A 25,889-nucleotide genomic window follows, 5' to 3' on the forward strand; every position below is an offset into this window, starting at 1 on the left:
CTCAGCCCTGGCCGCTCGCCGCCACCGTGGCGCCGTCGGCGATGGATGTGAGCTGGTCGTCGTAGGACTTCGCGGCCTTCTCCGGTGAGGCGTCGCCCGTGGTCGCCGCCTCCATGGCCTCGCCGATCGCCGTGGAGACCTGGGGATAGACGGGGGTGGTGGGGCGGTAGTGGGTGTACTTCACCAGGCCCGTGAAGAAGGTGATCCCGGGCATGGAGGAGGTGTACTTCGGGTCCTGCGCGACGTCCTTACGGACCGCGATCTGGGCGTCGACGATGTCCCAGGTGACCGCGTTGTCCTTGGTCTGGAGCTGCTGGATGAACTTCCAGGCCAGATCGGGGTTCTTGGACTTGGCGGTGATCGCCCACGTCCAGCCGCCGGACATGCTGACCTTGCCGGGCGCCTGCCCGTTCTGGGTGGGCATCGGGGCCTGGCCGAGCGTCTTGGACCACTCGGGCCACGGCTTGCCGCCGGTCTTCAGCCAGTTCTGGCCCAGCCAGGAGCCGTCGAGGGCGATGGCCAGCTTGCCCTCGGGGAGCCATTCGCTGAAGACGGTCGTGCCGACGTTGGGATCGAGGGCGTCGGAGATGTCCGGGCCGAGCTTCTCGGAGTAGACGGTCTTGAGGAAGCTCAGCGCGTCCTGGAAACCCTTGCCGCCGGTGACCCACTTCTTGGCGCCGGGGTCGTAGAGCGGGTGCCCGCCCGCCTCGCCGGTGCCGTACAGCAGCATCTCGAAGCTCTGCATCACGGAGGTCTCGCCCGGGGCCTTGCCGGTGTAGGTGTTGAGCGGGGTGACGCCGGGGACCTTCTGCTTGATCGTGCGCGCCGCCTTGAGGATGTCGTCCCAGTTCTTGGGCGACCAGTCGGCCGGCAGTCCGGCCTTGGCGAAGATCTTCTTGTTGAACCAGAGGCCGCGGGTGTCGGTGCCGTCCGGGACGCCGTACGTCTTGCCGTCCTCGGCCTTGGCCGCCGCCTTCGCGGTGTCGACGAACTGGTCCCAGGTCTTCCACTTGGCCAGATAGGTATCGAGGGGGCGCAGATAGCCCGCCTTGATGTCCGAGTTGATCCGGAAGGTGTCCTCGTAGACCAGGTCGGGTGCGGTCTTGGGGACCGCATCATCTGCTGGACCTTGGTGGCGTAGTCGTTGTCCTGCGCCTGGATCGGAACCAGCTTGACCTTCTTGCCGGGGTTGGCCTTCTCGAACTGCTTCTTCACCTCGGCCAGATGGTTGTCCTTGAAGCGGATCTTGTTGTCCGTGGAGCGGTTGTAGACGACCTTGACGGTGTCCGGGTCGCTGCCCGAACCGCCACCGCAGGATGTGAGTCCTGCGGTGGCGGCGAGGGTGGCGGCGAGGATCAGTGGGGCGGTGGGGCGCACGGGCACGACCTCCTTGCTGGCCTCTGTGGGCTGCGCGCTGACCGTAAGGTCGGCTTCAACGGAAGGTCAATCCCCGTGACCTGGATCGTCACTTGATCGAACGCCGCCGCGGGTGTACGCCCCCGTACGCCCCGGGCGTACGGGGGCGTGGCTCAGCCGGTGGCAGCCGGACTCAGCCGTTGTACCCCGCGAGCACCTTGGTGAAGTCGTACGTGCCCTGGTCGATCCCGCTGCAGGCGTCGCCGTCGGTGCCGGAGCCGCACTTGCGGTCGCGGTTGAGCGACCAGAAGCTGACGCGGGCCAGGTGGTGGCTCTTGGCGTAGGACACCATGTCCTTGAAGTTGTTCAGGGATATGGTCTCGCCCGCGACGTCGGTCTTGCCGTTCATCGAGGAGAAGCCGACCTTGCGGTAGGCGGCGTCGGAGGAGAGGCCGTACGCGCTCGCCACGGTGTTCTTCAGACCGTCCACCGCCGACTTGGTGGCCCCCGCCATGTCGAGGGAGCCCTGGCCGAAGTCGAACGGCATGACCGCCCAGCCGTCCACGTCGAGCCCGGCGGTGGCGCCGCGCTTGACCAGGTCCTTGCCGTTGGCGTCGGGGCCGGTCGTGGTGGTGCCGAAGGTGACGTACACCTTGATGCCGCTGTTCTTCTGCTTGACCGTCTTGAGCGCGTCGACCACGCGCTGGCGGACCGTCGCGTTCTCGAACTCGCTCGCTTCGATGTCGATGTCGATCGACTTGAGCTGGTAGGCGTCGATGACCTTCTGGTACGCGCCGGCGAGCGCGGAGGCGGAGGAGCACTTCTCGCCCAGCTTGTTACCGCTCCAGCCACCGAAGGAGACGGTGACATCGCCGCCCGCCGAGCGGATGGAGTTGATCGTCGACTGGTCGTTGCCGCCGGTGAGTGCGCGGGAGCCGTCCCACTTGGGGTTGCAGCCGCCGTCGGAGAGCATGAACGCCATCGTGAACTGCGTGGTGCCGGTCGCCGACATGACGTCCGTGGCCTTGGGCGGGGAGCCCCAGCCCAGGTAGAGGTAGGGCCCGTTGAGCCCGCTGGGCGCGGCGGCGGTGGCGGTGTGCTGCGGCGCCGCTTGCGCGGTGGCCGCCGTGGTGACGCCCGCGGCGAGCATGCCGACGGCGGCGGCGAGGGCGAGTCTGCGGTGATGCCGGGTTCGAGGCATGGCTGACAGAGCCTCCTGGTGGGGGGTGGGAGGGGGTCGAGCGAGGCGCAATCTGGCGAGGCTGAACCTAGCGAGGCGGCATGGCCGCGACAAGATGTCGGATAGGAAACTTTCCTATCGGGCGAGATTCGACCGCACAGCCCTTCCCGGCACCCAGGGGCTCGGCGGAGCCGGGCCGGGCTAGCCGGTGGTGGTCCGGTTCCAGAAGTGGTGGGTGAGGCCGCTGGCCGAGGTCGCCGACTCGATGGTGAAGCGGTCCTGCACCTCGGCCTTCCCGTCCCACAGCGAGACCCCGGTGCCGAGGGTGATGGGCACGGTGACCAGGTGCATGAAGTCGATGAGGTCGGCCGTCAGAAACTGCCGGACGGTGGAGGGGCCGCCGCCGATGCGAACGTCCCGGCCGTCGGCGAGGTCCTGGGCGTAGGCGAGTGCGTCCTCGGGAGTGGCGTCGAGAAAGTGGAAGCTCGTCCCGTTGTCGAAGTGGATGGGGTCACGTCGATGGTGGGTGAGTACCACCACGGGCGTGCGGAAGGGGGGTGCGTCGCCCCACCAGCCTCGCCAGTCGTCGTCGGTCCACTCGCCGGTCTGCGGGCCGAACTTGCCCCGGCCCATGATCTCGGCCCCGATGCCTTGCCCCCAGGTGCTCGTGAGGGCGCGATCGAGGGTGATCGGTTCATCCGCGACGTCCACGCCGTGGATGAACCGCCCGTCGAAGCGCGCGAAGAGCCTCTCCGCATCCCCGATGGGTTGGTCGATCGTGATGGTCCCGCCCGCGCTGTAGCCGTCGAGGGAGACGAAGAAGTTGTGCACTCGGGCCCTGGCCATGCGGCCTACCTCCGATGAGTGATTGCGAACTGCAACTGGTTGATGAACTCTACGATGGAGGAGTTGCGGGTTGCAATCAGTCAGGAGGTGGGGACGCGATGCGTGAGGAGCCGCGTTCGGGTTGTGCGATCAACGCCGCGGTGGAGGTCCTGGGAGACCCGTGGACGCTGATCGTGCTGCGCGACGTGATCTTCGGTGGACGTCGTCACTTCCGCGATCTGCTGACCCGGAGCGAGGAGGGCATCGCGTCCAACATCCTCGCCGGCCGGCTGCGCAAGCTCGTCGAGGGAGGGCTGCTCAGCCGGGACGGTGCCACGCGTGGCCAGAAAGCGACCTACACCCTCACCGAAGCCGGCATCCAGACTCTCCCGGTGATGGTCGCCCTCGGCGCGTGGGGGTTGCGGCACCGCCCCACGACCCCGGAACTGGCGGTGCGTGCCCGCCTCCTCGCGGAAGGCTCCCCGCACCTCGTCGATGAGCTCATGGACGAACTGCGCGAGATCCACCTCGGCGTCACGCGCGAAAGCCCGAAGAGCCCCACTGCTTCGGAGCGGTTGCAGCAGGCGTACGAAGCCGCGATCGCGACCGGAGACGGCCGCCCTTAGTGCTCGCTGAGCCAGCGGTAGAGCAGCTCGGGGCGGCCGATCTGCCCGTAGTGCGGGGCGCGGGCGGCTCGTCCCGCCTCCACCAGGTGTTCCAGATAGCGGCGGGCGGTGATCCGGGAGATGCCCACGGTCTCGGCGGTGGCCGCGGCCGAGATCCCCTCCTCCGCGCCGCGCAGCGCCTCGGTGACCGCGTGCAGGGTGGCCTGGGTCAGCCCCTTGGGCATCGCGGCGGGCTGCGGCGCCCGGAGCGCGGCCAGTGCGCGGTCCACCTCGTCCTGCCCGCTGGCCTCGCCCGCGGTCGCCCGGAACTCGGCGTACCGGAGGAGACGGTCCCGGAGGGTGGAGAAGGTGAACGGTTTCAGCACGTACTGCACGACCCCGAGGGAGACCCCGTCGCGGACCATCGCCAGGTCCCGGGCCGAGGTGACCGCGATCACATCCGCCCCGTTCCCGGCCGCGCGCAGCGCCCGTACGAGCTGGAGGCCGTGCCCGTCCGGGAGGTAGAGGTCCAGCAGCAGCAGATCGGCGGGCGTGCGCTCCAGCAGCCGCTGGGCGTCCCCGCCGCTCCGCGCGGTCCCGACGACGGCGAAGCCGGGGACGCGGTCGACGTACATCCGGTGCGCGTCCGCCGCGACGGGGTCGTCTTCGACGACGAGAACCCGGATCGGCGCCGGATCCCCCGGTTTCGCCTGCGGCGGGCTCATGGACGGATTCCTCTCGGGTGCGGGGCGCAGTGCGGTGCAGCGCGGTGGGGTGCGCGGAAGGCTTAGGGCTCCAATTTACGGAGGGTAACCGCGGGTGGCCAGATCTCTACGGTGATGATTCCCCTGCCGCCCGTGCCACGGGCCTTCGGCGCCCCGATTTCCCGCCCGCGGGCGGCTGAATGTGGCCCCTGGCCGCGGGCTGGTCGACCGGAGGGCAGTGCCGGGCCGTGAAGGGGGTCACGGTGTGGTGGCCGGAGTCGCCAAAGGCAGGCGGATCGTGAATGCGGCGCCGCCGCCCGGGGCGGCCGATACCTCCACCGTGCCCGCGTTGCGGCGGGCCGCCTGGCGGACCAGGGCCAGGCCCAGGCCGCGGCCCGGGGACTTCGTGCTCCAGCCGCGGCGGAAGACCTCCTCGGCCGCCGCCGGGTCCAGCCCGGCGCCGGTGTCCGCGACGCGCAGCGTCAGCTCGCCCCCGTCCGCTCGGGCGGTGACCGTGACGCGGGCGCTGCGGGGTGCCCCGCCGTGGCCGACGCCCTCGGCGGCCGCGTCCGTGGCGTTGTCGATGAGGTTGCCGAGGATGGTCACCAGGTCGCGGGCGGGCAGGCCGGGCGGGAGGACGCCGTCGTCGATGCGGCTGTCGGGGGCGAGGACGAGCTCGACGCCGCGCTCGTTGGCCTGTGCCGCCTTGCCCAGCAGCAGCGCGGCCAGCACCGGTTCGGCGACCGCGCCCACCACCTGGTCGGTCAGCGCCTGGGCCAGCTCCAGCTCGGCGGTGGCGAAGTCGACCGCCTCGTCCTCCCGGCCCAGTTCGATCAGCGAGACGACGGCATGCAGCCGATTCGCGGCCTCATGGGCCTGGGAGCGCAGCGCCTCCGCGAAGCCGCGCACCGAGTCCAGCTCGCCGGAGAGCGCCTGGAGCTCGGTGTGGTCGCGCAGGGTGACGACCGTGCCGCGCTGTTCCCCACTGCTCACCGGGGAGGTGTTGAGGACCACGACCCGTTCCGCGGTCAGATGCAGTTCGTCCACGCGCGGCTCGGTGGCCAGCAGGGCTCCGGTCAGCGCGGGCGGCAGGCCCAGGTCGGAGACGTAGCGGCCGACGGAGTCCTCGGGCAGGCCGAGCAGCTCCCGCCCGCCGTCGTTGATCAGCGCGATCCGCCGCCCGCCGTCGAGCATCAGCAGCCCCTCGCGCACGGCGTGCAGCGCGGCCTGGTGGTAGTCGTGCATCCGGCTCAGCTCGTCCGCGTTCATCCCGTGCGTATGGCGGCGCAGCCGGGCGTTGATGACATACGCGCACAGGCCGCCGATCGCGAGCGCGGCGGCCGCCACACCGAGCAGCGCGAGGAGCTGGCGGCGCACCTGGGCGCTGATGGTGTCCACGGTGATGCCCGCGCTGACCAGCGCGGTGATCCGGCCGCCGGCGCGGTCGTCGCGCACCGGGGCGACCACGCGCACCGAGGAGCCGAGCGTGCCCGTATACGTCTCGTCGAAGATCCGGCCGCGCAGCGCGGGCTTGATGTGGCCGAGGTAGGTGGCGCCGATCTGGCGCGGATCGGGGTGCGCCCAGCGCACACCGTGGGTATCCATGATCGTGACGAAGGTGACGCCGGTATGCCGGCGCACCTTCTCCGCATACGGCTGGAGCCGGGCGGTGGGGTCCTCGGACCGTGCGGCCTCGGCGACCGACGGGGAGTCGGCGACGGCCACCGCGGCGGCCGTCGCCCGCTGCCGCGCGGCCACCACCGCCTGCTCGCGGTCGGTGACGTAGGCGAAGACGGCGCATCCGGCCACCAGGGCGGCGACCAGCACGACCTGCATCGCGAAGAGCTGGCCGGCCAGGCTCCGTGGGTGGGGGATGCGCATGGCCATCAGTCTGCACACGGATCTTTGTATGAACGAAATGAACGGAAGGGTGACCCCCATCACAGCGTGGGGCATAGTCGCCGGGACCGTTCAAGGCGGTGTGCGAGCCGCACACAGTACAGCGCCGGGACAGTTGGACGGCAGATGAGAAGGAGGCAGCACCGTGGCTGCGGACACCACGCCGCCCGCATCAGGGCGTACGGAGCCGGACGGGACGAAGCCGAAGAAAGAAAGGATTCACTACCTCTACCTCGCCGTCATCGGCGCGGTGGCGCTCGGCATCCTCGTGGGCTTCGCGGCCCCCGATACGGCGGTGGAGCTCAAGCCGATCGGCGAAGGTTTCGTCAACCTGATCAAGATGCTGATCTCGCCGATCATCTTCTGCACGATCGTGCTCGGGGTCGGCTCGGTGCGCAAGGCCGCGAAGGTCGGCGCGGTCGGCGGTCTCGCGCTCGGCTACTTCATGGTGATGTCGACCGTGGCCCTCGCCATCGGCCTGGTCGTCGGCAACTTCCTGGAGCCGGGCAGCGGCCTGCACATGAGCCATGACGCGGCCGAGGCCGGGCAGAGCCAGGCCGAGGGCGCCTCCGAGTCGACGGCGGACTTCCTGCTCGGGATCATCCCGAAGACGCTGGTCTCCGCCTTCACCGAGGGCGAGGTGCTGCAGACCCTGTTCGTGGCCCTCCTCGCGGGCTTCGCCCTCCAGGCGATGGGCAAGGCGGGCGAGCCGGTGCTGCGCGGCATAGGCCACATACAGCAGCTCGTCTTCAAGCTGCTGTCGATGGTCATGTGGGCCGCTCCGGTGGGCGCCTTCGGCGCGATGGCCGCCGTGGTCGGCGAGACCGGTCTGGACGCGCTCAAGGCGCTCGCGGTCATCATGATCGGCTTCTATGTGACCTGCGCGCTGTTCGTGTTCCTCGTCCTCGGGACGATCCTGCGGCTGGTCGCGGGCGTGAACATCTTCCTGCTGCTGAAGTACCTGGCGCGCGAGTTCCTGCTGATCCTGTCGACGTCGTCCTCCGAGTCGGCACTGCCGCTGCTCATCGCGAAGATGGAGCACGCGGGCGTCAGCAAGCCGGTGGCCGGTATCACCGTCCCCACCGGGTACTCCTTCAACCTGGACGGCACCGCCATCTACCTGACGATGGCCTCGCTGTTCATCGCCGAGGCCATGGGCGACCCGCTCTCCATAGGCCAGCAGATATCCCTCCTCGTCTTCATGATCGTCGCGTCGAAGGGCGCCGCCGGTGTGACCGGCGCGGGCATGGCGACGCTGGCGGGCGGTCTGCAGTCGCACCGGCCCGAACTGGTCGACGGCGTCGGCCTCATCGTCGGCATCGACCGCTTCATGAGCGAGGCCCGCGCCCTCACCAACTTCGCGGGCAACGCGGTGGCGACCGTCCTGGTCGGCACCTGGACCAAGGAGATCGACAAGGAGCGGATGAACGAAGTCCTGGGCGGACGGCTGCCGTTCGACGCCGAGGGCTTCGCGCGCCACGGCGGCGGCCACGGCCCGGCCGCCGAGGACTCCGACGGGGCCGAGGGCAAGACCCTCCCCGAGCGGCGTGACGGTGACACGGCGAAGGAGCACGTGCCCGCCTGACACCCTGCGCGCGCCGCGGCCCTGCCCTCCTGAATCGGGGCAGGGCCGCGGGCGTTTTACGAGCGCATACGGTGCGCACCCACGCGGTGCGCACCCGCGCGTTGCGTATACACGGCGAATGGCGCCCCGCGTCTTCCCCCCGTTGGAAGACGCGAGACGCCGCCATTGCTACGCCGCCACTGCCCTTTGGCGGTCCATTCGGCGCCGAAGGCGCCTCAGCGCTCGCCGTCCGGCGCGCGGCGCAGCTGTTCCGGGAGGGCCGTCCATTCGGGGCCCTCATGCAGGGGTTTGACCCAGGCGACGTTGCCGCCGGTGTCGACGTAGGCGACGCGGCCCATGGCCTCGCGTTCGAGGTCGTAGACAAGCTCGCCGATCCGAGGTGTGCTTCGTGTTCCTTCAGCCGTGGTCATGAGCCGCCTCCTCGGCACCTCACTGCCATGCTGTCCCCCGTTCATTGGTGGATGAGGGCCCCGGACCGGACACTTCCGGTTCGGTCGCCGCCGCCGCGGTGACCGGGTGAGCTTCTGATGCCCATGGGGCCCTCGATGACCGTAGGGTGCTACGAGCCGCTGATATCCCGCTGATGCCTCGCTGACCCGAACCCGTGGGTAGGCTTCCACATGGTCACAGTGAAATCTCTGGTACCAACGGGGGCAGTGTGTGGATGGGACCGAGTTTCGCCTGTTGGGACCGGTCGGAATATGGCAGGGCGAGCGTCTCCTGGGGCCGACCGCCGCGCAGCAGCGGTCTGTTCTGGCGATGCTGCTGATGGCCTCCGGCCGCGTGGTGTCCGTCGACAGGCTGGTGTTGGCAGTATGGGGCGAGGACCCGCCGGGGTCCGCGCGAAACGCCGTACAGGTGCAAATCTCCAAGCTGCGGCGGATCCTTTCCGCCTTGCCCGGGGCCGAGTTGACGACCTCGGCGAAGGGCTATTCGCTGACCGCCGCGCGTGAGCAGGTCGATCTGCACCGGTTCCGCGATCTGGTACGGGCCGCCCGGGAGGCTCCCAAGGACAGCGGGGCCGCCGGGGCCATCGGGTCGGTCGCCGGGGCCGCCGGGTCGACCGCCGGGTTCGCCGAGAGCGCCGAGGACCGGGCCGGGGAACTGCTGCGCGCCGCACTGCAGCTGTGGCGCGGGCCCGCGCTGGCGGATGTCGCGGGCGGCTGGCTCCCCGACACCCTGGGCGCCGGGCTGGAGGAGGAGCGGCGTACGGCGGTCGAGGAGCTCGCCGCGATCGATCTGCGCTCCGGTCGGCACCACGAGGCCGCCACGGAACTGTCCGCCCTGGTGGCCGAACACCCGTTGCGGGAGCGCTCGGTGGCGCTGCTGATGGAGGCGCTGCGGCGTGGCGGCAGGCGGGCCGACGCCCTCGCGCTGTTCCGCTCCACCCGCCGGAGGTATGTGGAGGAGCTGGGCATCGAGCCCGGCGACGAGCTGCAGCGGCTGCACCGGGAGGCGCTTGAGGACAGCCGGGACGGTCGAGACGGCCGGGACGGTCGTGACAGCCGGTCCGGGGATTGGGCGGGCCCGCCCGGATCGTACGGGAGCGCTCCCGCGGCGGCGCCGCCGTCCGACGCGGCGCCCGCCCCGGCCCCCGCCGCGGAGGGTGCCCCGGCCGCCGACGAGGCGCCCGAGCTCGTTGCCGGGCCCGCCGCCGAACTCGCCTCCCCACCCGCCTCCGCCGATCCGCCCACCGCTCCACCCGCCTCCGCCGCCGAGCCCATCTCCGTCGTCACCGCCGTGCCGCAGCAACTCCCCTCCGACGTCGCCCACTTCACCGGCCGGGAGCGCGAACTGGCCGGGCTGGACGCCCTGCTGCGGGCGGGCTCGGGCGAGGGCGGCGGGCGGGCGCCCACGGCCGCGCTGATCACCGTGATCGCGGGCAGCGGCGGCCTCGGCAAGACGACCCTCGCGGTGCACTGGGCCCACCGCGTCCGCGACCGGTTCCCCGACGGTCAGCTCTATCTGAACCTGCGCGGTTTCGGCCCCACCGACTCGGCCATGACCGTCGCCGAGGCCGTACGGGGCCTCCTGGACGCCTTCCAGGTGCCCGCCCACCGGATCCCCGCGACCGTCGAGGCGCAGACCGCCCTGTACCGGAGCCTGGTGGCCGACCGCCGGATGCTGATCCTGCTCGACAACGCCCGGGACGCCGAGCAGGTGCGGCCCCTGCTGCCCGGTTCCCCCGGCTGTCTGGTGGTGCTGACCAGCCGTAACGAGCTCACCAGCCTGGTCGTCGCGGAGCAGGCCCAGCCGCTGCCGCTGGATCTGCTCGACCGCGCCGAGGCGCGCGAGCTGCTGATCAGCCGGGTCGGTGCCGAGCGGGTGGCCGCCGAACCCGAGGCCGTGGCGGAGGTGATCACGGTGTGCGCCGGGCTGCCGCTCGCGCTCGCCATCGTGGCCGCCCGCGCCGCCGCCCACCCCCGCTTCGGCCTGGAGGCGCTCGCCGGGGAGCTGCGCGACGCCCGCGGCAGCCTCGACGCGTTCGAGGGCGGGGACGCCACCACCGATGTCCGGGCCGTCTTCTCCTGGTCGTACCACACCCTGGGCCCCGACGCCGCCCGGCTCTTCCGGCTGCTCGGCGTCCACCCGGGCCCCGACATCGCGGCCCCCGCGGCCGCCAGCCTGGTGGGGGTCCCGGTTCCGCAGGCGCGCCGGCTGCTGGTCCAGCTCACCCGGGCGCATCTGATCACCGAACGCGCCCCCGGCCAGTACGGCTTCCACGATCTGCTGCGCGCCTACGCCGTGGAGCTCACCCGGGCGTACGACGGGCAGGAGGAGCGCCACACCGCGCTGCACCGGCTGCTCGACCACTATCTGCACACCGCCGTGGCCGCCGGGGCGGCGTTCACCCCGCACCGGGAGCCCATCGAGGTCGAGCCGGTCCGGCCCGGGGTCAGCGTCGGGGAGTTCGCGGGGCACGCCCAGGCACTGCTCTGGTTCAGCCTCACCTATCCGGCGCTGATCGCGGCGCTGCAGCAGGCCGCCGAGACCGGATTCGAGACCCACGCCTGGCAACTGGCCTGGTCGCTGATGGAGTTCCTGGACCAGCGCGGCCACTGGCACGATCAGCGCACCGTCCACCGGAGTGCCCTGGGCTCGGCCCACCGCATCCGCGACCTCACCGGCCAGGCCCACGCCTGCTACGGCCTGGGCCTCGCCGATCTGCGGATGGGACGCTACGACCGGGCCCGCGGCCATCTGGTGCGCGCCCTGAACCTGCACCGCGAGACCGGTAACGCCGTCGGCCAGGCCCTGGCCCATGGCGCGCTCAACTTCGCCGGTGAGCGGGAAGGCCGCCATGACGAGGGGCTGCACCACGCGCTGCGCGCCCTGAAGCTGTACCGGGCGGCGGGCCGGCGCAGCGGCGAGGCGTACGCCATGAACAACGTCGGCTGGGCCTACGCCATGCTGGGCGACTTCCAGCAGACCCTCGTCCACTGCGAGAAGGCGCTGACCATGATGCGGGAGGTGGGGGACAGGCGTGGGGAGTCCGCGGCCTGGGACAGCCTCGGCTACGCCTATCAGCACATCGGCGACCACCAGCAGGCCATCAGGTGCTACCGGCACGCCGTGGAGCTGCGGCGCGGCCGGGGCGAGCGGGTCCGGGAGGCCGAGTCCCTGCACCGGCTCGGCAGCGCGCAGCTGGCCGCCGGGGACCGGGCCGGGGCCCGCGACAGCTGGCAGCGGGCCCTGACTCGTTTCGACGCCCTCGGCCACCCCGACGCCCAGCGGCTCCGGGACGGGCTCACCCGGCTGGGCGGGCCGACGGCTGACGGGACGTAGGGATCGGGCGGGGCGGCTCAGGCGGCGTGCGGCTCAGGCGGGCCGCAGCCAGATCGTGGCCAGCGGCGGCAGCACCGGCAGGATGGAGGCCGGACGCCCGTGCCACCCCGTGGGCTCGGCCTTCAGCGGCTCGGCGTTGGCCACACCGCTGCCGCCGTACCGCCCGTCGTCGGTGTTCAGCACCTCGCGCCACACCGGCACCGCCTCCGGCGTCCCGATGCGGTAGTCCTGGCGGACCACCGGGGAGAAGTTGCTGATGGCCAGCAGCGGGAAGCCGTCGGCGTCGAAGCGGAGGAAGGCGAAGACATTGTCCTCGCGGGCATCGCCCTCGATCCAGGAGAAGCCCTCGGGGTCGGTGTCCCGCTGCCACAGCGCGGGCGTGGCCGCGTACACCTGGTTCAGATCGCGGACCAGATCGCGGACGCCCCGGTGGTCGGGCTCGGCGGAGTACGACGGATCCAGCAGCCACCAGTCGGGCCCGTGGGCCTCCGACCACTCGGCGCCCTGGGCGAACTCCTGCCCCATGAAGAGCAGTTGCTTGCCCGGATGGGCCCACATGAAGCCGAGGTACGCGCGGTGGTTGGCGCGCTGCTGCCACCAGTCGCCGGGCATCTTGGACACCAGGGCCCGTTTGCCGTGCACCACCTCGTCGTGCGAGATCGGCAGCACGTAGTTCTCGCTGTACGCGTACACCATCGAGAAGGTCATCTCATGGTGGTGGTAGGCGCGGTGCACCGGCTCATGCGCGAGATAGGCCAGCGAGTCGTGCATCCACCCCATGTTCCACTTCAGCCCGAAGCCGAGGCCGCCGAAGCCGCTGGGGCCCGCATGGTGGGTGGCCCGGGTGACCCCGTCCCAGGCGGTCGACTCCTCGGCGATGGTGATCACACCCGGGCAGCGACGGTAGACGGTCGCGTTCATCTCCTGCAGGAAGGCGACCGCGTCCAGGTTCTCCCGGCCGCCGTGCGCGTTGGGCGTCCACTGGCCGGGCTCGCGGGAGTAGTCGAGGTAGAGCATGGAGGCGACGGCGTCCACCCGCAGACCGTCGATATGGAACTCCTCGCACCAGTAGACGGCGTTCGCCACCAGGAAGTTGCGGACCTCCGTGCGCCCGTAGTCGAACTCCAGCGTGCCCCAGTCGGGATGCGCGGCCCGCAGCGGATCCGCGGGCTCGTACAGCGGACGGCCGTCGAACTCGGCCAGTGCCCAGGCGTCCTTGGGGAAGTGCGCGGGCACCCAGTCCACCAGCACCCCGATGCCCGCCTGGTGCAACGTGTCCACCAGGTGCTTGAAGTCGTCGGGGGTGCCCAGCCGGGCCGTGGGCGCGTAGAAACCGGTGACCTGGTAGCCCCAGGAGCCGCCGAAGGGGTGCTCGGCCACCGGCATCAGCTCGACATGGGTGAAGCCGAGGTCCTTCACGTACGCCGGGAGCTGCTCCGCGAGCTGCCGATAGGTCAGCCCCGGCCGCCAGGAAGGCAGATGCACCTCATAGACGGAGAACGGCAGCTCATGGACGCGCCCGCCCTCCCGGCTCGCCAGCCACGCGTCATCCCCCAGCGGTGGTGCGAGGCATGGACGACGGAGGCGGTGGCGGGCGGGCACTCGGTGCGCCGCGCCATCGGGTCGGCGCGCAGGGAGTGGCCGCCGTCTGGCCGGGTGATCTCGAACTTGTAGAGCGCGCCCTCGCCGACACCGGGCAGGAACAGCTCCCACACGCCGCTGCCGCCGAGTGAGCGCATCGGCAGCGCGGTGCCGTCCCAGTAGGTGAAGTCGCCGGTCAGCCGCACCCCGAGGGCATTGGGCGCCCATACGGTGAAGCGGGTGCCGGACACGCCCTGGTGGGTCATCGGATGCGCGCCGAGCGCCCGCCACAGCTCCTCGTGGCGGCCCTCGCCGATGAGGTGCAGATCGAGCTCGCCGAGGGTGGGCAGGAAGCGGTACGGGTCGTGCAGCTCCAGCTCGGCGTCCTCGTACGTCACCAGCAGCCGGTACTCCGGGATCTCCCGCAGCGGCAGCACCCCGGAGAACAGCCCGTCCCCCTCGGCCCGCAGCCGGGCGCGCAGCCCGGCGGCCGCGACGGTCACCGACCGGGCGTACGGGCGCAGGCAGCGGAAGAGCACACCGCCGCGCACGGGGTGGGCGCCGAGCAGGTCGTGCGGTGCGTGGTGCGCCCCGGTCAGCAGCCGCCGCCGCTCCTCGTCCCCGAGTGCGGGCGCGGGCCGCACCCCGTGCTCGTCGTACACCTCGTCAGCCTGCCCGCCGCCCCCGGCCACGGGCCGCCCGGCGACGCGCGACGGCTCGGCCGCGCCGTCGGACTCGTCGTGCCGCGCCTGGTCCGCGCGCGGCGCGCGGGGCACGGGCGCGGCACCGTAGGACACCCGCGCCTCGCGGCCGGGGTGGCCGCGGTCGGCGGCCTCCTGCCGGTTCGCCGTCGCGGCGGCCGCGTCGGGGGATTCCCGGTGGGGCGCGGGCTTGATGCCCGCCGACTCGGCGGACGCGGGGTCCTCCCGGGGGGACGGGGCCCGCCCCGGGGCGTCCTCGGGGGCCGGGCGCGCGGCGCGGCGCTCGGGCTGCGGACGGGGGCCGGTGTGGCCGGGGAGGAACGTCGGGGGGACTCCCGGGACCGCCGGACCGGTCGTGGCGGCGGGTGGGTGGCCCGGTCCCTCGTCGGACGGGTGCTGGCCGGAGGGCGGTCGTGCGGTCACGGGGTGGTCCTCCCGGAGGTGTCGGGCGTCGGACGGTCGGAAGCGGGGGAGCGGGCGGGGACCGTGCGGCGGCGGTCCGTGGGAGCCGGGGCCCGGGGCCGGGCCGGGGCCGGTGCCGCCCGTGGCCCCATGGGTCAGGCGCGGGCGGTGGCGAGGCGGCGGATCGCGGTCATCGGCACGGACAGCCAGTCGGGGCGGTGCCGCGCCTCGTAGAGCACTTCGTAGACGGCCTTGTCGGTCTCATGGGCGCGCAGCAGCTCCGGCTCGTCGCGCGGATCGGTGCCGGACGCCTCCGCATAGCCCGCGCAGTACGCGGCGCGGGTGCGGCCGGCCCACTCCTGCGGGCGCTCATGGCGTCCCACGGCCGCCGCGTAGTCGAAGGACCGCAGCATGCCCGCGATATCGCGCACCGGCGGCTGCGGGCGGCGCCGCTCGGCCAGCGGACGGGACGGCTCGCCCTCGAAGTCGATCAGCGACCACCGCCCGCCTCCGCCACCGCCGCCGTCCCCGGTCAGCAGCGCCTGCCCCAGATGCAGATCGCCGTGGATGCGCTGGGCCGCCCAGGTGCGGCCCGCGCGCCCCAGCGCGGCCAGGTCCTCGTACGCGCCGTGCAGCTCGGCGCGGTACGGCTGGAGGGCGGGCACCGCGGCGGCGGCCGAGTCCAGGCGCTCGCTCATGGCGGCGGCGAGATGGTCGATCTGCGGGCGGCGCAGCACGGAGGTGGGCAGGGCGCGGGCCATCGCCAGATGGACCTCGGCGGTCGCCTGCCCCAGTGCGTGGGCGGCCCCGGTGAAGTCGCCGTCGGCGGCCAGGGCGTCGAGCGCGAGCTGCCAGCCGTCCCGGGAACCGGTCAGGAAGGGCTGCAGCACCCCCAGGGTGACGGGCTCCGGCGGGGGCAGGGCGCCCTCGGCCGGCGGCTCGGCCTCGAACCAGGCGGCGGGCGCGGGCACTCGGGTGCAGCCGGTGTGGGCGAGCGCGAGGGGGAGTTCGAGGTCGGGGTTGGTGCCGGGGCTGACCCGGCGGAAAAGTTTGAGAATAAACGTATCGCCATAGATCACCGAGGAGTTGGACTGCTCGGCGGTCATCACCCGGGGCGGCAGCGCGGAGGGGATCGCGCTGGACGGCTCCCGTACGAAGCGCAGCGGGCCGAGCCGCCCGGGCATCCGCAGCCGCTCCAGCAGCAGCGTGGTGAGCCGGGGGTCGAACAGCGCCTCGTACACCGTCTGCCCGTCCAGCGGCCCGCCACTGGGCCGGCCGATGAGCGCGGGGGCGAGCGGCGGCGGAAGGGTGGGGCGCGCCCCGAGCAGGAGCTGGTAGCAGTCGCTGGCCGCCGCCCCGCGCCGGTGGCCGCAGCCGAAGCCGTGCCGGTGGCCGGGCGGCTCCGGCTGCTGGGCGCGGATCAGCAGATGGAGCAGCCCGGGCATGCCGCCGCCCGCCCGCCACGGCAGCAGCTCGGTCGCGGAGACCAGCGCGAAGCCGGTGACGGGACGGCCCTTGCCCGCGAACCAGCGCTGGCGGGGCAGCCACTCGGCGAGCAGCGGCGCGAGCGAGGCGAGCAGCCCGGACGGGCCCGCGGCCGTGGCGGTGCGGGTGGCGGACGTCGGGGGCTGGTCCCGCGGTACGGCGGGCGGCGGGTGTTGTGCCCCCCGGGAGAGCGGAGCTTCCGGCATGGCGTCGCGTCCTTTCCCCGGGCACACGACAGATCAGGGCAAAGTGTCCCGGATTGCGGCATTGACTGTGCGACGGTGCGGGACGTGTCGGGCGAGGATCGTCCGTACGGCGAGCTCGGTGTACGCGATCGGGTCCGCCGGTGGCGCGTGTGAGTACAGAGTGCCCATGACGGGGGGTCGAAAACGCCCGTACGCGCCCGAGATGGACGTGTACGGAGGAGCGGATGCCGTGCCCGGCCGAAACCACACGGCGGTCTTGGCGCCTGCGGCGGGCTGTCCCCTCCCCGCCCCTTCCCACAACTGGGGCTCCGCCCCAGACCCCGCTCCTCAAACGCCGGAGGGGCTGGAAGGCGGGGCTTCCGCCCCAGACCCCGGGGCACAGGGGCGGAGCCCCGGTGCCCCGCGCCCCTTCGGGGCGCCTCAGTCGGTCCAGTGCCCCATCGCCTCGTTGCGCCGCAGCCGGAACCAGTAGAAGCCGTGGCCGGCCATGGTCAGCAGATACGGCAGCTCCCCGATGGCCGGGAAGCGGACCCCGCCGATCAGCTCGACCGGATGGCGGCCGGCGAAGGACTGCAGATCCAGCTCGGTGGGCTGGGCGAAGCGCGAGAAGTTGTTCACGCACAGCACCAGGTCGTCCTCGCCGTCCCGGGTGGAGGGGGCCTCGCGCAGGAAGGCGAGGACCGCCGGGTTGGAGGACGGCAGCTCGGTGAAGGAGCCGAGCCCGAAGGCGGGGTTCTGCTTCCGGATCTCGATCATCCGGCGGGTCCAGTGCAGCAGCGAGGACGGGCTGCTCATGGCCGCCTCGACATTGGTGACCTGATAGCCGTAGACCGGGTCCATGATGGTCGGCAGGAACAGCCGTCCCGGATCGCAGGAGGAGAAGCCCGCGTTGCGGTCGGGGGTCCACTGCATGGGGGTGCGCACGGCGTCGCGGTCGCCGAGCCAGATGTTGTCGCCCATGCCGATCTCGTCGCCGTAGTAGAGGATCGGGGAGCCGGGCAGGGACAGCAGCAGCGCGGTGAACAGCTCGATCTGGTTGCGGTCGTTGTCCAGCAGGGGGGCCAGTCGCCTGCGAATGCCGATGTTGGCCCGCATTCTGGGGTCCTTGGCGTACTCCGCGTACATGTAGTCGCGCTCTTCGTCGGTGACCATCTCCAGCGTCAGCTCGTCGTGGTTGCGCAGGAAGATGCCCCACTGGCAGCCGGAGGGGATGGCCGGGGTCTTGGCGAGGATCTCCGAGACCGGATAGCGGGACTCGCGCCGCACCGCCATGAAGATGCGCGGCATCACCGGGAAGTGGAAGGCCATATGGCATTCGTCGCCGCCCGCCGTGAAGTCGCCGAAGTAGTCGACGACGTCCTCCGGCCACTGATTGGCCTCGGCCAGCAGCACGGTGTCGGGGTAGTGGGCGTCGATCTCGGCCCGGACGCGCTTGAGCAGCTCATGGGTGCGGGGGAGGTTCTCGCAGTTGGTGCCCTCCTCGGCATACAGATACGGGACGGCGTCGAGCCGGAATCCGTCGATGCCCAGGTCCAGCCAGAAGCGCAGGGCGGCCAGTACTTCCTCCTGGACGGCCGGGTTCTCGAAGTTGAGGTCCGGCTGGTGCGAGAAGAAGCGGTGCCAGTAGTACTGCTTGCGTACCGGATCAAAGGTCCAGTTGGACGCCTCGGTGTCGACGAAGATGATCCGCGCGTCCTGGTACTGCTTGTCGTCGTCGGCCCATACGTAGTACTCGCCGTACGGTCCGTCCGGGTCGCTGCGGGACTCCTGGAACCACGGATGCTGGTCGCTCGTGTGGTTCATGACAAAGTCGATGATCACGCGCATCCCGCGCTGATGCGCGGCGTCGACGAACTCCACGAAGTCCGCGAGGTCCCCGAACTCCGGCAGCACGGCGGTGTAGTCCGAGACGTCATAGCCGCCGTCGCGCAGCGGTGAGGCGAAGAACGGCGGCAGCCACAAGCAGTCCACGCCCAGCCACTGCAGGTAGTCCAGCTTGGCCGTCAGGCCCTTGAGGTCGCCGACGCCGTCCCCGTTGCTGTCCTGGAAGGAGCGGACCAGGACCTCGTAGAAGACGGCGCGCTTGAACCAGTCGGGATCACGGTCCTTCGCGGGCGTGTCCTCGAATGTGTCCGGTACGGGCTCATTGACGATCATGTTGTGGGTGACCCTCCGATCGGTGAGGACGGTCGCAGGGACAGCACATGTGCCGGAGCCACCTCACGCCCCGGCTCCAGGCGCACATAGTTGTCCCTGCCCCAGTGATAGGTCTCGCCGGTGAGCTCGTCGCGCACCGGGACGGACTCATGCCACTCGAGGCCGAGTTCCGGCATGTTCAACGAGACCGTCGCCTCCTGGGTGTGGTGAGGGTCCAGGTTGACGACCGTGACCACACACGAGTCGCCCGCGCGCTTGGAGTAGACGATGACGGAATCGTTGTCGGCGTGGTGAAATCTGAGGTTGCGCAGCCGCCGCAGGGCGGGATGGCGGCGGCGCAGCCGGTTCAGCCGGGTGAGCAGCGGGGTGATCGTTCTGCCCTCGCGCTCGGCCGCCGCCCAGTCGCGCGGCCGTAGCTGGTACTTCTCCGAGTCCAGGTACTCCTCGCTGCCCGCGCGCACCGGGGTGTTCTCGCACAGTTCGTAGCCCGCGTAGACGCCCCAGGTGGGGGAGAGGGTGGCGGCGAGCACGGCCCGCGCCTCGAACGCGGGGCGGCCGCCCTCCTGGAGGTGGGCGTGGAGGATGTCGGGGGTGTTGACGAAGAAGTTGGGCCGCATCCAGGCGGCCGCGTCCCCGGCCAGCTCGGTGAGGTAGTCGGTGAGCTCCTGTTTGGTGTTCCGCCAGGTGAAGTAGGTGTACGACTGGTGGAAGCCGACCGCGCCGAGGGTGTTCATCATCGCCGGGCGGGTGAACGCCTCGGCGAGGAAGAGGACATCGGGGTGGGTGCGGTGGATGTCGCCGAGCACCTTCTCCCAGAAGACCACCGGCTTGGTGTGCGGATTGTCCACCCGGAAGATCCGCACCCCGTGCTCCATCCAGAAGCGCAGCACCCGCTCGGTCTCCCGGACCAGGCCGTGGAAGTCCCGGTCGAAGGCGATCGGATAGATGTCCTGGTACTTCTTGGGCGGGTTCTCGGCGTACGCGACGGTGCCGTCGGCGCGCTGGTGGAACCACTCGGGGTGCTCGGTGACCCAGGGGTGGTCCGGGGAGCACTGGAGCGCGAAGTCCAGCGCGACCTCCATGCGCAGCTCCCGGGCGCGGGCCACGAAATGGTCGAAGTCCTCCAGGGTGCCGAGGTCCGGGTGGATCGCGTCATGGCCGCCGTCGGCCGAGCCGATGGCCCACGGGGAGCCCACGTCGAAGGGGCCGGCGGAGAGCGTGTTGTTGGGGCCCTTGCGGAAGGCGGTGCCGATGGGGTGGATCGGCGGCAGATAGACGACGTCGAAGCCCGCGGCGGCCAGGGCGGGCAGCCGTTCGGCGGCGGTGCGCAGGGTGCCGCTGACCGGCCGCCGCCCCTCGGCCACCCTGGCCCCCTCCGAGCGCGGGAAGAGCTCGTACCAGGAGCCGAACAGCGCACGCTCCCGGTCCACCTGCAGCGGCATCGGGCGCGAGGAGGTGACCAACTCCCGCAGCGGGTGGCGGTCGAGGGCCGCGGTCACATCGGGCGCGAGCGCCGCGGCGAGCCGGTCGGCCACCGGGCGGCGCTCGTCGCGCAGCCCGTCGACGGCCGCCAGGACCGCCTCCCGGCCGTCGTTCTTGGGCACTCCGGTGGCGGCCCGCTCATGCAGCCGGGCCCCCTCCTCCAGGACCAGATCGGTGTCGATCCCGGCCGGGATCTTGATCCGGGCGTGGTGGCGCCAGGTGGCGATCGGATCGCTCCATGCCTCGACCGTGTACGTCCAGCGGCCGGGCGCGCCGGGGGTGACCTCGGCGCCCCAGCGGTCGGTGCCGGGGGCGAGTTCGCGCATCGGGGTCCAGGGGCCCGAGCGCCCGGACGGATCGCGGAGGACCACATTGGCGTTGACCGCGTCATGGCCCTCCCGGAACACGGTGGCGCTGACCTCGAAGGTCTCGTCCACCACCGCCTTGGCGGGGCGGCGGCCGCAGTCGATCAGCGGGCGGATATCCAGAATGGGAATGCGACCGATCATAGGATCACCTGACGGCGTTGCGGATGGAGACGCTAGGGCGGCTTTTGTCCTTTGTATCGGTTTTGCCGCCGGGCGATGGGTTGCGGGCATGACAGCTCCTGTCCGCGTTCACTCTGGTGGGCGGATGAGGTCGGCCATGGGGGGCGCGCGGGGAAAGCCTTCCCCTGTGGAACGGGGAGACAATCCGGGTTCCCGTGAACTACCGGTCCGTAACGCCGGGTGCGTGAATCGACCCCGCCCGTAGGCGGGGCCGTCCACCCGACGCGTTCTGTTGCTACGTCAGTTGGCCACCCACAGCAGACGGTTCGGTGAGCCCGCCCCCGCGCCGCGTACCCGGCCCCTGCTCGCCCCGGCTATCAGCGCCGCGCCGACCTGGGCCGGAGTGGCCAAGCGGTGGCCGGCCAGATACAGCGCGGCGGCGCCCGCGACATGCGGGGCGGCCATCGAGGTGCCCGACAGCGTCCTGGTCGCCGTATCGCTCGCGTTCGACGCCGAGACGATCCGGTCGCCGGGCGCGAACAGGTCAACTCCGGGGCCCCAGTTGGAGAAGCCCGAGCGCCGGTCGGCGCGGTCGGTCGAGCCCACCGTGAGCGCCCCCGCCACCCGGCCCGGGGAGAAGGCGGCGGCGGGCCGGTCCTGATTGCCCGCCGCCACGGTGAAGACCAGACCGGCGGCGATCCCCGTCCGCACCGCCGCGTCCCATTCGGGCAGCGGGGTGGCCGCCGCCGAGCCCAGGCTCAGATTGACCACCGCGGGCCGCCTGGCGTGTCGCAGCACCCAGTCCATACCGGCCAGCACCTGGGCGATGGTGCCCTCGCCCCGGTCGTCCAGCACCCGGACGGCCACGATCGCGGCCTTCTTCGCCACGCCATAACGGGTGCCCGCCGCCGTGGCGGCCACATGGGTGCCATGCCCGTTGCCGTCCTCGGCCACCGAATCGTCGTCCACGAAGTCCCAGCCGGAGCGGGCCCGACCGGCGAAGTCCTTATGGGAGGCGCGGACCCCGGAGTCGATGACATAGATCGTGGTGCCGCGCCCGCCGCCGCCGGGCGCGGTGTACGCCCCGTCCAGCGGCCGGTCCGGCTGGTCGATCCGGTCCAGGCCCCACGGCGGCCGCGCCTGGCGGCGGGGCGGGGCCGGCAGCCGCAACCGGGTCCAGCGCAGGGACACCCGCTCGTCCCGGGTCACCGAGGCGATGCGCCGATCGGCCGCCAGCCGCCCGGCCTGCGCCGCGTTCGCCCGTACCGCATAGCCGTTGAGCGCCGAGCCGTAGACCCGGCGCACCCGCGCCCCGTACCGCTCGACCAGCGCCCGGCCCGCCCCGGACGCCGCCGCGGGCGCTCCCGCGCCCCGCTTCAGGGCGACGATATAGCCGTGGGTCCCGGCCCCGCCCGTGGCCTGGACCCCCTGGGCGGGAACGGTCTGGGTGGGCGACAGGGCCACCAGGACCACCGCGACGACGGCGGCCGACGCCCCCACCCTGCGCCGACGGCCCGCAGATGCGCATGCCATGGAGCGATCCCCTCCCCAACTCGACGGCGCAAGCCTCGCGTGAGAGGAAAGATCCCGACAAGGGCGCATCAGGGGGCGTAAAACGTGACGGCCTCCCGCGCCAGCAGCCGCAGCGCCGCCTCCGACGGCGAACCCGGCTCCGCCCCGTACATCAGCAGTCCCTGGCCCCCCGAGTCCGGCAGCCGGGTCATCTCGAAGTCCAGCTCCAGCGGCCCCACCAGGGGGTGGTGGAAGGACTTGGTGCCGAACGCGCACCGGCGCACCGGATGGCGCGACCACAACGCCGCGAACTCCGCGCTCTTCATGGACAGTTCGCCGATCAGCTCGGCGAGCCGCAGGTCGTCGGGGTGCGCGCCCGCCGCCACCCGCAGCGAGGAGACCGCCCGCCGCGCCTCGCCCTGCCAGTCCGGATACAGCTCACGGGTGTGCGGATCGAGGAAGAGCATCCGCTGGGTGTTGGGCCGGGCGGCGGGCCGCTCGGGCGCGCCTGCGGGCAGATGCCCGGCGATCAGGGCGTGCCCCAGCGGGTTCCACGCCAGCACGTCGAAGCGGCGGTCGAGGACCACGGCCGGTACCCCGTCCATCGCGGCGATCAGCCGCCGGGTCGCCGGGCGCGCGGAGCCGGCGCGTGGCGCGGAACGGCGCGCGGCGCGCGGCGGACGGGCCAGATTGCTCAAGTGCGCCCGCTCGTCCGGGCTCAGCCGCAGCGCGCGGGCGACGGCGTCCAGCACCCCGTCCGAGGCGCCGGTGGACTGGCCCTGCTCCAGCCGGGTGTAGTACGCCACGCTCACCCCGGCCAGCTGCGCCAGCTCCTCGCGGCGCAGCCCCGGGACGCGGCGCCGGGTCCCGTACGCGACCAGGCCGACGTCCTCGGGGCGCAGCCCGGCGCGGCGGGTGCGCAGAAAACTTCCCAGCTCGGCAGGTGCGTCCATGCCCCCAGTGTCCGGCATGGGCACGCGCCGTGCCTGTCCCTGTGAGGGTCAGGCACGGCGCGCGGCGGTTCGTGGCCAGGCGGCGATCACCGGTAGGTGATGTCGGAGGAGCTGTACTTGCAGTAGGTGCCGTCGGGGCCGCTGCCGTTCTTGCTCGGCTCGTCGCCCGTGTTGTTCCCGATGTACTTCTGGCACGGGACGATCTTCTTGCTGCTGTCCCCGACGATGGTGATGCCGCGCAGGGTCAGCGAGTCGCCGTAGTTGGTGTTGATCCCGCCGATGACCTTGCCCGGGGCGGTGATCTCGGAGTTGCTCACATTGATGGTGCGCTTGTACTGCGAGGAGCAGTTGCCGCAGGACCGGACGAAGGTGGAGAAGTCCTGGCCGGCGAAGTTCGAGATGGTGAGCGTGCCGCCGCCGTTGAACTGGAAGATCTTGTCCGCGGCCTTGCGGGCGCCGCCACCGATCACGTTGAACGTCTTGCCGGTGCCGCGGAAGGTGGCGGCGTCCTCGCCGACGTCCTCCCACCAGACGTTCTGCAGGGTGCAGCTCCCCTCGCAGTGGACGCCGTCGGCGGCCGGGGCGCCGATGATGACGTTCTTCAGGGTGGCGCCGTCCTTCAGCTCGAAGAGCGGGCCCTGGTCCTCCTCCTGGCCGTCGCCGCCGAGGTCGCCGGAGCCGTAGTAGCGCTTCATACCGCCGTCGGTGGTCCCGCTGACGCTGATGGTCTTGGAGACCGCCTGCGGGGTGCCGCTGGGGGTGGGCCAGGTGGCGGCGGAGGCCGTGGGCAGGGTCAGCCCGGTGGTGATCGCGCCCGCGGTGAGGGTGACGGCGCCGAGGACGCCGGCTATCGCGCGGTGCCTGGTGCGTTGTTCAGCCATGTCGGATCTCCTTGTCGGGGTGTGCGGGGGAAAGGGGTTCAGGGGGCTCAGGGGGTTCAGGGGGTGGTGATGGCCGGCCGCGGCGGGGTCGCCATCTTGTTGCCGAGGAAGAAGCTGGGGTGCGGGGGCTGGTTGTAGGCGGTGTTCTGCCAGGCCAGCGCCTCGCGGTACTGCCGGTCGTGCAGCAGCGTGGTGATCTTCCGGTCGGTCTCGTACGGCGTGGAGTAGATCCGCAACGCCTTGTTGTCGCCGGTCGGCCAGACCACCTCCTCGCGCCAGTCGCCGAGGATGTCGCCGGACAGCGACGGGGTGGCCTTGGTGCCGTTGTTGGAGTGCACCCCGGCGCCGGTGAGCAGCCGGGTGTCACTGCCGGTGCCGTACTTGTCGATATGCGTGCCGTCCAGCAGCTCGCGCACCGGATCGCCGTCCCACCAGGCCAGGAAGTTGATCGAGGACGGTTTGCGGCCCTTGGCGCCGCCGCCCTCGTCGCGGATCTGGTCGTCCCGCGCGGACCACATCTCGGCGCCGTCGTTGCCCGCCCAGATGTCGTCGGCCGCGCCGCGCCCGTTGTCGCCGCCCGACGCGGTGGACCACAGCACCTGGCCGGTGCGGGCGTCGGCGAAGTACGAGCCCGGCTTCGAGGAGTCCTCGTCCACCTTGAAGTACTCCAGGCCCGGCCGCGCGGGGTCGAGGTCGCCGAGGTGGGCGGCGTCGCCGTGGCCGTGTCTGTTGGTCCACAGCGCCGAGCCGTTGTCGTCCACGGCCATCGAGCCGTAGACGATCTCGTCCCTGCCGTCGCCGTCCACGTCCCCGGTCGCCAGCGCGTGGTTGCCCTGGCCGTCGTAGCCCTTGCCGGTGTTGGTGGAGCTGTTGGTGTCGAACGTCCACTGACGGGTGAGCTGCCCTCCGCTGAACCTCCAGGCGGAGATCACCGTGCGGGTGTAATAGCCGCGCGCTTCGATCAGCGAGGGGGTGGAGCCGTTGAGATACGCCGTCCCGGCCAGGAAGCGGTCCACGCGGTTGCCGTAGTCATCGCCCCACGAGGAGACGGTGCCGCGCGGCGGGACGTAGTCCACCGTGCTCATCGCGGCGCCCGTGCGCCCGTTGAAAATCGTCAGATATTCGGGCCCGCTGAGCACATAGCCGCCGGAATTGCGGTAGTCGGCCGAGGCGCTGCCGATGGTCTTCCCCGCGCCGTCGACCGTGCCGTCCGCGGTCTTCATCGCGACCTCGGCCTGGCCGTCGCCGTCGTAGTCGTACACCTGGAACTGGGTGTAGTGCGCGCCCGAGCGGATGTTGCGGCCCAGGTCGATCCGCCACAGCCGCTGCCCCTGCAGGGTGTAGCCGTCCACGACGGTGTTGCCGGTGACGCCCGACTGCGAGTTGTCCTTGGCGTTGGTCGGCTGCCATTTGAGGACGAAGTCCAGATCGCCGTCGCCGTCGAGGTCGCCGACCGAGGCGTCATTGGCCTCGTAGGTGTAGCCGGAACCGCCCGTCGGCGGTGAGATCGGCACGTCGTAGTACCCCGGGCGGAACTGCATCGCGCTCGGCGAGGCGGGCTGCTCGACCCCGCCCACGATGGCCCGCACGGTGTAGTCCGCGCTGTTGGGGGCGTCCTTGTGGAGGTAGTTGGTGGTGGTGACGGGGGAGGAGTTGACCTTGACGGCGCCCCGGTAGAGGTTGAACGTCACGTCATCCGGATCGGTGGCCAGCCAGCGCCAGCTCACCAGGTTGTCATTGCCGGTGTGCACGCTCACCAGCCCCCGGTCCAGCTTCTCCAGCTGGGCCGCCGCCTTGGTTCCGGCCCCGGCTTTCGGGGCTCCCGCGGTCTCGGCGGCCCCCGAGACGCCCGTCAGGGTGGTGACGGTCAGCGCACCCGCCACGCAGGCGGCGGCCACCATCCGGCCGCGGGTCAGCCCCTTCCGGCTCGTCGGTGGGGCGGATCCGGGCGGATGGGCGGGGGGTGGAGTGTGCGAACTGTCCCGAGAGCGCACGTGGTCCTCCAAGGCATGGGGGGAAGGTGTGCCCCCTAGTCGCCCCCTTGGCCGGAAAGGTTGCCGCCTTCGGGCCGACTTCTCGGGAGCGGGGCGAAACAGCCGAA

15 protein-coding genes and 2 pseudogenes are annotated in these 25,889 nt (G+C 71.8%); 3 read left to right on the forward strand and 14 right to left on the reverse strand.

Annotated elements, in window-relative coordinates; genetic code table 11:
• Position 1 precedes the first annotated feature (1 nt).
• The 3 genes and pseudogenes from BLV72_RS24040 to BLV72_RS24050 form a co-directional block, all read right to left on the reverse strand.
• A pseudogene (locus tag BLV72_RS24040) lies at positions 2-1,377 on the reverse strand (extracellular solute-binding protein).
• A 172-nt stretch (positions 1,378-1,549) separates the two neighbouring features.
• Positions 1,550-2,557, reverse strand: a complete 1,008-nt coding sequence (locus BLV72_RS24045; RefSeq protein WP_093464764.1) for a chitinase — start codon at positions 2,555-2,557, stop codon at positions 1,550-1,552.
• A 180-nt stretch (positions 2,558-2,737) separates the two neighbouring features.
• Positions 2,738-3,382, reverse strand: coding sequence for a dihydrofolate reductase family protein (locus BLV72_RS24050; protein WP_093464766.1), 645 nt, complete (start codon positions 3,380-3,382; stop codon positions 2,738-2,740).
• A 98-nt stretch (positions 3,383-3,480) separates the two neighbouring features.
• Between BLV72_RS24050 and BLV72_RS24055 the strand changes: the two genes are divergently transcribed.
• Positions 3,481-3,987, forward strand: coding sequence for a winged helix-turn-helix transcriptional regulator (locus BLV72_RS24055; RefSeq protein ID WP_093464767.1), 507 nt, complete (start codon positions 3,481-3,483; stop codon positions 3,985-3,987).
• Here BLV72_RS24055 and BLV72_RS24060 read toward each other — a convergent pair.
• The gene (locus BLV72_RS24060; RefSeq protein WP_093464769.1) at positions 3,984-4,691 is read right to left on the reverse strand and encodes a response regulator; all 708 of its coding nucleotides are present in this window, start codon (positions 4,689-4,691) and stop codon (positions 3,984-3,986) included. The genes BLV72_RS24055 and BLV72_RS24060 overlap by 4 nt on opposite strands.
• A 237-nt stretch (positions 4,692-4,928) precedes the next feature.
• Complete coding sequence (locus BLV72_RS24065; protein ID WP_167746393.1) at positions 4,929-6,551, reverse strand: sensor histidine kinase; 1,623 nt, start codon at positions 6,549-6,551, stop codon at positions 4,929-4,931.
• A 163-nt stretch (positions 6,552-6,714) separates the two neighbouring features.
• Between BLV72_RS24065 and BLV72_RS24070 the strand changes: the two genes are divergently transcribed.
• Complete coding sequence (locus BLV72_RS24070) at positions 6,715-8,154, forward strand: cation:dicarboxylate symporter family transporter (RefSeq protein WP_093464770.1); 1,440 nt, start codon at positions 6,715-6,717, stop codon at positions 8,152-8,154.
• A 215-nt stretch (positions 8,155-8,369) separates the two neighbouring features.
• Here BLV72_RS24070 and BLV72_RS24075 read toward each other — a convergent pair whose 3' ends face one another.
• Positions 8,370-8,564: a hypothetical protein gene (locus tag BLV72_RS24075; RefSeq protein WP_093464772.1), complete on the reverse strand. Its 195-nt coding sequence runs from the start codon at positions 8,562-8,564 to the stop codon at positions 8,370-8,372.
• A gap of 274 nt (positions 8,565-8,838) precedes the next feature.
• On the opposite strand from BLV72_RS24075, the gene BLV72_RS24080 reads away from it, so the two are divergent.
• Complete coding sequence (locus BLV72_RS24080) at positions 8,839-11,940, forward strand: AfsR/SARP family transcriptional regulator (RefSeq protein WP_244320939.1); 3,102 nt, start codon at positions 8,839-8,841, stop codon at positions 11,938-11,940.
• A gap of 33 nt (positions 11,941-11,973) precedes the next feature.
• Here the strand turns inward: BLV72_RS24080 and glgB are convergent.
• The 8 genes and pseudogenes from glgB to BLV72_RS24120 form a co-directional block, all read right to left on the reverse strand.
• Positions 11,974-14,183: pseudogene (gene glgB, locus BLV72_RS24085) on the reverse strand (1,4-alpha-glucan branching enzyme).
• 596 nt (positions 14,184-14,779) lie between these two features.
• Positions 14,780-16,315: a maltokinase N-terminal cap-like domain-containing protein gene (locus BLV72_RS24090; protein ID WP_093464775.1), complete on the reverse strand. Its 1,536-nt coding sequence runs from the start codon at positions 16,313-16,315 to the stop codon at positions 14,780-14,782.
• 420 nt (positions 16,316-16,735) lie between these two features.
• Complete coding sequence (gene treS / locus BLV72_RS24095) at positions 16,736-18,472, reverse strand: maltose alpha-D-glucosyltransferase (protein ID WP_059148552.1); 1,737 nt, start codon at positions 18,470-18,472, stop codon at positions 16,736-16,738.
• Positions 18,469-20,463 (reverse strand): alpha-1,4-glucan--maltose-1-phosphate maltosyltransferase, encoded by a 1,995-nt coding sequence (locus BLV72_RS24100; RefSeq protein ID WP_093464776.1) that lies wholly within the window; start codon positions 20,461-20,463, stop codon positions 18,469-18,471. The genes treS and BLV72_RS24100 overlap by 4 nt, the downstream gene beginning before the upstream one ends.
• Before the next feature lie 279 nt (positions 20,464-20,742).
• On the reverse strand, positions 20,743-21,975 hold the full coding sequence (locus BLV72_RS24105; protein ID WP_093464778.1) for a S8 family peptidase: 1,233 nt from the start codon (positions 21,973-21,975) through the stop codon (positions 20,743-20,745).
• 68 nt (positions 21,976-22,043) lie between these two features.
• On the reverse strand, positions 22,044-22,907 hold the full coding sequence (locus BLV72_RS24110) for a helix-turn-helix domain-containing protein (protein ID WP_093464780.1): 864 nt from the start codon (positions 22,905-22,907) through the stop codon (positions 22,044-22,046).
• Positions 22,908-22,993: 86 nt separating this feature from the next.
• Complete coding sequence (locus tag BLV72_RS24115; RefSeq protein WP_093464781.1) at positions 22,994-23,788, reverse strand: pectate lyase; 795 nt, start codon at positions 23,786-23,788, stop codon at positions 22,994-22,996.
• A 56-nt stretch (positions 23,789-23,844) separates the two neighbouring features.
• Positions 23,845-25,689, reverse strand: a complete 1,845-nt coding sequence (locus BLV72_RS24120; protein ID WP_244320941.1) for a rhamnogalacturonan lyase — start codon at positions 25,687-25,689, stop codon at positions 23,845-23,847.
• Positions 25,690-25,889 lie beyond the last annotated feature (200 nt).

The sequence above is a fragment of the Streptomyces melanosporofaciens genome, from assembly GCF_900105695.1.
In the GTDB taxonomy this organism is placed as follows: Bacteria; Actinomycetota; Actinomycetes; order Streptomycetales; family Streptomycetaceae; genus Streptomyces; species Streptomyces antimycoticus.

Excerpts from the sequence above, each read along its gene's own strand:
- BLV72_RS24045 (WP_093464764.1), bottom strand. The coding sequence starts at position 2,557 with ATGCCTCGAACCCGGCATCACCGCAGACTCGCCCTCGCCGCCGCCGTC.
- BLV72_RS24050 (WP_093464766.1), bottom strand. The coding sequence starts at position 3,382 with ATGGCCAGGGCCCGAGTGCACAACTTCTTCGTCTCCCTCGACGGCTAC.
- BLV72_RS24055 (WP_093464767.1), top strand. The coding sequence starts at position 3,481 with ATGCGTGAGGAGCCGCGTTCGGGTTGTGCGATCAACGCCGCGGTGGAG.
- BLV72_RS24060 (WP_093464769.1), bottom strand. The coding sequence starts at position 4,691 with ATGAGCCCGCCGCAGGCGAAACCGGGGGATCCGGCGCCGATCCGGGTT.
- BLV72_RS24065 (WP_167746393.1), bottom strand. The coding sequence starts at position 6,551 with ATGCGCATCCCCCACCCACGGAGCCTGGCCGGCCAGCTCTTCGCGATG.
- BLV72_RS24075 (WP_093464772.1), bottom strand. The coding sequence starts at position 8,564 with ATGACCACGGCTGAAGGAACACGAAGCACACCTCGGATCGGCGAGCTT.
- BLV72_RS24090 (WP_093464775.1), bottom strand. The coding sequence starts at position 16,315 with ATGCCGGAAGCTCCGCTCTCCCGGGGGGCACAACACCCGCCGCCCGCC.
- treS (WP_059148552.1), bottom strand. The coding sequence starts at position 18,472 with ATGATCGTCAATGAGCCCGTACCGGACACATTCGAGGACACGCCCGCG.
- BLV72_RS24100 (WP_093464776.1), bottom strand. The coding sequence starts at position 20,463 with ATGATCGGTCGCATTCCCATTCTGGATATCCGCCCGCTGATCGACTGC.
- BLV72_RS24105 (WP_093464778.1), bottom strand. The coding sequence starts at position 21,975 with ATGGCATGCGCATCTGCGGGCCGTCGGCGCAGGGTGGGGGCGTCGGCC.
- BLV72_RS24110 (WP_093464780.1), bottom strand. The coding sequence starts at position 22,907 with ATGGACGCACCTGCCGAGCTGGGAAGTTTTCTGCGCACCCGCCGCGCC.
- BLV72_RS24115 (WP_093464781.1), bottom strand. The coding sequence starts at position 23,788 with ATGGCTGAACAACGCACCAGGCACCGCGCGATAGCCGGCGTCCTCGGC.
- BLV72_RS24120 (WP_244320941.1), bottom strand. The coding sequence starts at position 25,689 with ATGGTGGCCGCCGCCTGCGTGGCGGGTGCGCTGACCGTCACCACCCTG.